The organism is Acinetobacter sp. MF4640, assembly GCF_002018895.1.
Taxonomy (GTDB): Bacteria; Pseudomonadota; Gammaproteobacteria; order Pseudomonadales; family Moraxellaceae; genus Acinetobacter; species Acinetobacter johnsonii.
This window is the reverse complement of the sequence record NZ_MVOM01000099.1, coordinates 1-4,396: the sequence shown is the minus strand read 5'-3', so window position 1 is coordinate 4,396 and position 4,396 is coordinate 1. Positions and strand designations below refer to the sequence as shown.

4 protein-coding genes and 2 pseudogenes are annotated in these 4,396 nt (G+C 37.9%); 4 read left to right on the top strand and 2 right to left on the bottom strand.

Translation table 11 applies throughout. The features are described 5' to 3' along the window. Positions 1 to 42 precede the first annotated feature (42 nt). From MF4640_RS18280 to MF4640_RS18270, 3 genes and pseudogenes are all read left to right on the top strand, one after another. A complete protein-coding gene (locus MF4640_RS18280; protein ID WP_078390460.1) occupies positions 43 to 1,020 on the top strand; it encodes a GlxA family transcriptional regulator in 978 nt (325 codons plus the stop codon). Between the two features lie 515 nt (positions 1,021 to 1,535). Beyond that, a pseudogene (locus MF4640_RS18275) lies at positions 1,536 to 1,892 on the top strand (type II toxin-antitoxin system RelE/ParE family toxin). Then, entirely contained in the window at positions 1,885 to 2,187 is a 303-nt protein-coding gene (locus MF4640_RS18270; RefSeq protein WP_001140620.1) for a helix-turn-helix domain-containing protein, read from the top strand. Before MF4640_RS18275 ends, MF4640_RS18270 begins: the two are co-directional and overlap by 8 nt. A 41-nt stretch (positions 2,188 to 2,228) precedes the next feature. Here the strand turns inward: MF4640_RS18270 and MF4640_RS18265 are convergent. Both MF4640_RS18265 and cadR read right to left on the bottom strand, forming a co-directional pair. Beyond that, a pseudogene (locus MF4640_RS18265) lies at positions 2,229 to 2,390 on the bottom strand (IS6 family transposase); the annotation flags it as partial. Positions 2,391 to 2,483: 93 nt separating this feature from the next. Next, positions 2,484 to 2,876, bottom strand: coding sequence for a Cd(II)/Pb(II)-responsive transcriptional regulator (gene cadR / locus MF4640_RS18260; RefSeq protein WP_000550240.1), 393 nt, complete (start codon positions 2,874 to 2,876; stop codon positions 2,484 to 2,486). Between the two features lie 89 nt (positions 2,877 to 2,965). Between cadR and MF4640_RS18255 the strand changes: the two genes are divergently transcribed. Further along, positions 2,966 to 4,246, top strand: coding sequence for a cation transporter (locus tag MF4640_RS18255; RefSeq protein WP_026056599.1), 1,281 nt, complete (start codon positions 2,966 to 2,968; stop codon positions 4,244 to 4,246). Positions 4,247 to 4,396: the final 150 nt, after the last annotated feature.

Here is a 4,396-nt window from a genome sequence, read left to right as displayed (position 1 = left end):
GGGACAACATGCTATATTTATTATTTTAGAGAGGTAGACCGAATGGCTATACCAGTGATTGGATTGTTCGTTTATCCCAATATAAATCCATTTCACTTCTCTATCCCCCATATCATTTTCAATATCAGGATTGAAGATAAACGCTTATTTGATCTGAAAATTTTTTCTATAGATGGCCAACCCGTAAAAACAGAACAGTCTATGATGATTATCCCTGATGGTGGGATTGAACTCATTAAAGAGTCGGATCTTATTATTATTCCTGGATGGGATGATTTTAATCATGAGCCTGAACAAGTACTTATCGATGCCCTAAATTGTGCATATCAGACTGGAATTAGAATTGTAGGGTTATGCTATGGAACTTATGCATTAGCATATGCTGGTTTACTTGACCATAAAAAAGCAGCTACGCACTGGATGGCTGAACAAGATTTCAGTGAGCGATTTCCACAGGTTCAGCTTGATCATGATGCCTTGTATGTAGAAGACCAAAGGATCGTAACCTCTGCTGGAACAGGCGCAGCGTTAGACTGCTGTTTGTACTTGGTACGTGAAATCTATAATGCACAAATTGCGAATAAAGTCTCTAGAGTAATGGTAATTCCGCCTCACCGTGAAGGTGGGCAAGCTCAGTTTATTGAACAGCCAGTAGCAGAATCGAGCCAAGATTCACAAATTAACCTATTACTTGATTTTTTAAGAACGAATTTAGCTGTACAACATAATATTGAAAGCCTAGCTGAACGGACACATATGACACGCAGGACATTCACACGGCATTTTAAGAAAGCGACAGGCATGACCCTGGTTGATTGGCTGAATACTGAAAGAATCAGATTAAGTTGTGAACTCTTAGAAACAACAAACTTGTCTATCGAAAAGATAACCGAGCTTTCAGGTTTTAATAATACAGTGTCATTTAGAAAAAATTTTCGTGAAAAATATGGTACAAGTCCTCAAGCGTGGAGAAAATCTTTTGGGATCATTAATGAGAATAATCCGCCTCATTTAACATAATGGTGCTTATACGAAACACATATAAAAATAGTTTTATATTTCAAAAAGTTATGCTATAAAAAATCGGGGACGCAAACCCGAAAAGCCGACTTGGAAACAAGTCGGCTTTTTTATGAGCGTTTTTGATAGTTCTTGCCAATAATTTTGTTTAAAAAGTAACCAATTTTGAGATTTTTCAAATTTTATCAATGCCTCAATGTCCAAAACTATCCACATTTTTTGTGGATAAAATTTAGGCTATTTTGTAAGCCCTGGCTCATACCAATCTCGGCCCTTTGCTGCTATCCGCAATACTGGAAATTTCCTATCATGAAGACATAGAGAGCAGGATGCTCCAGATAAAAAGAATAAGATGAACAACAAGGAACGTGAGATCAGACAGGAGTCAGATCTAAGCGCCAAATATGGAAAAGCCCGACAGGATGTCGGGCTTTTTTATTGCCTATCCTTTTTCATTTGCAAAACAAACATAATGCCCCTAAAATATAGACTATAATCTATATTTTGGTTGTGGTATGTGGACAGTCATTACGACAGATCTATTTAATCAGTGGCTTGAACAGCAAGATGAACCTACACAAGAGAAGGTCCTAGCTGCCCTGGTTGTTCTACAGCAGTAGGGACCGAGTTTAGGCCGTCCTTTAGTAGATACTGTGTATGAGTCTAAATTTACCAATATGAAAGAACTGCGTGTTCAACATCGCGGTAGACCCTTAAGAGCTTTCTTCGCATTTGATCCCTTACGACAGGCTATTGTTCTATGTATTGCTGATAAAGGCGGTAAAAAGCGTTTTTATAAAGACATGCTGGATATTGCAGATGAACAATACCAACTTCATCTCACTACCCTAGGAGATAAATCTAATGGCTAAGACTCTGCAAGAATTGTTAGCTAGCCGCTCTCCAGAGAGCCAAGCCCGTATTCAAAAAATGGCTGATGAATTACTGCTAGAAAATCAGCTTCATCTTATTCGTGAAGAACTCGAAATTTCTCAAAAAGAGCTTGCTGAAACTTTGGGAATAAAACAGCCATCGCTTTCAGCAATAGAAAATCGTGGCAATGATCTTAAGATTTCAACCATGAAAAAGTATGTTGAGGCAATGGGTGGGAAGCTCCGTATTGATGTAGAGCTTCCAACAGGAAAACATATAGGATTCAACGTTTAACAATAAAAATGGGAGCTATAGGCTCCCATTTTTAGATTCGTATAACGTTGAACCCAACGGTAAATAGTCGTGTGATCAACATTCACACCCCGTTCGGCCAGCATTTCCTGCAGTTCACGATAGCTAATGCCATATTTACAATACCAGCGCACAGCCCAAAGAATGATTTCGCCCTGAAAATGCCGACCATGGAAAGGATTCATATGCTGCACCTTTAGCTAAAACAGTCTTCAGCTTACCATTCGTGGTTATTTGCAACAGTGCCGATTTTTTGAAAAAAGCATAGGTCTAGATAATCAAGCTAGATTTTTTAAAACTCCACATTGGTCAATTGTACATAAACCATCACAAGTACCTCTTAAATCAGATAGTTGTTCAATAAGCTTTTGTTGCTTGATTATATTTTCTCTGATAGCACTGACATGTAAGTCAATTAATTCATTCACATCTGAACAATTTTTCTCAGGTTTGTCTTTATAGGTAAGTAATTGACGAATTTCATTCAAACTCATATTTAAAGTTCGGCAATTCAAAATAAATTTAATTCGCTCAACATAGCCTACATCGTAAAGGCGGTAATTTCCTTCCGTTCTTTCCGGTTCCGGAATTAAACCTTCCTTTTCATAAAACCTAATTGTTAATACTGAACATGAGGTTTTTTTAGAGAGTTCACCAATTTTTAAATGCATTGAGTTAGTATTTCCCAAGATTCTTGACTCTATAGTAACTATAGGGATTCTAATATTCAAAGTTTATAATTTTTTTAATGGGTATAATTATGAGTGGTTGTGGATGTAGTAAAGAAACACCATGCGAAGATAAGAAATCTCAACAAGAAAATCATCCATCAATTGCAGAAGCAAACAATTCAAAGAATTGTGATAATACGCTTAGCTGTTGTGGTGAAGAGGAAGAAAAAAAATCTTCATCTCCTTGCTGTAACACTTCAAACAGTTGTGAAGATACCGCTCAATCCTGTTATGGTTCTGATCCCAAAGAAAATTTAAGCACTGAAGACGTTTTAAAAGATTCGCACTACATGAGTGAATACTTAGTTCCCAAAATGGATTGTTCTGCGGAAGAACAGATGGTTCGTATGGCGCTATCTTCAATTGATGGTGTTCAAAAACTCATCTTTGATTTACCTAACCGTTCTTTAAAGGTTCTACATAATCAAAAAGATGAAAATATAACCACCAAACTTGAAGCTTTGGGTTTTGGTGCAAAGCTTGTGAAGACTGAAACTTATATAAGCAATCAACAGGCTAAGCAAACAAGTACCTACACCATTCCTAAAATGGATTGCTCTGCTGAAGAGCAAATGGTCCGTATGGCTCTTGCAGATATTGAAGCAGTTAAAGGTCTTACTTTTGATCTTCCCAATCGAAAACTGAAAGTCTTCCATAATGAAGGGATTCAGCAAATTACGGCTAAACTCGAAGGACTGGGTTTTGGGGCGAAACTTGATGAAATACAGCTTTCTTCAGGCGATATACCTAATGAACCTGATCCTGTGAGACAAGCTAAAGTACTTAAACTGTTATTAGGTATTAATGCTCTACTTTTCTTTATAGAATTCATCAGCGGTATTATTGCTGCGTCTACAGGATTGATTGCTGATTCTCTAGATATGTTTGCCGATGCAGCCGTTTATGGTATTGCGCTATATGCCGTCGGAAAAGCTGCGAAATATCAAATAAAAGCAGCCCATTTCGCAGGTTGGATTCAGTTATTACTTGCTGTTATCGTGATTGTTGATGTCATTAGACGATTCATGTTTGGAAGCGAGCCAGAATCAACGCTCATGATTGTTATTGGCCTGCTCGCACTTATAGCTAACGTGACATGCTTATATCTTATTTCTGGTCATCGAGAAGATGGCGCACATATGAAAGCCAGTTGGATTTTCTCGGCGAATGACGTTGTCGTAAATATGGGCGTTATATTTGCCGGTGTACTCGTGGCGTGGACGGGATCAGCTTATCCAGACTTAATCATTGGCATACTGGTTTCTTTATTCGTACTTAATGGTGCCCGAAAAATTTTGGCTTTGAAGTAAGAGTATCGAAAATGAATCTATTTGGCACTGTTGCAAATAACCACGAATGGTAAGCTGAAGACTGTTTTAGCTAAAGGTGCAGCATATGAATCCTTTCCATGGTCGGCATTTTCAGGGCGAAATCATTCTTTGGGCTGTGCGCTGGTATTG

Excerpts from the sequence above, each read along its gene's own strand:
- MF4640_RS18255 (WP_026056599.1), top strand. The coding sequence starts at position 2,966 with ATGAGTGGTTGTGGATGTAGTAAAGAAACACCATGCGAAGATAAGAAA.
- MF4640_RS18280 (WP_078390460.1), top strand. The coding sequence starts at position 43 with ATGGCTATACCAGTGATTGGATTGTTCGTTTATCCCAATATAAATCCA.
- MF4640_RS18270 (WP_001140620.1), top strand. The coding sequence starts at position 1,885 with ATGGCTAAGACTCTGCAAGAATTGTTAGCTAGCCGCTCTCCAGAGAGC.
- cadR (WP_000550240.1), bottom strand. The coding sequence starts at position 2,876 with ATGCATTTAAAAATTGGTGAACTCTCTAAAAAAACCTCATGTTCAGTA.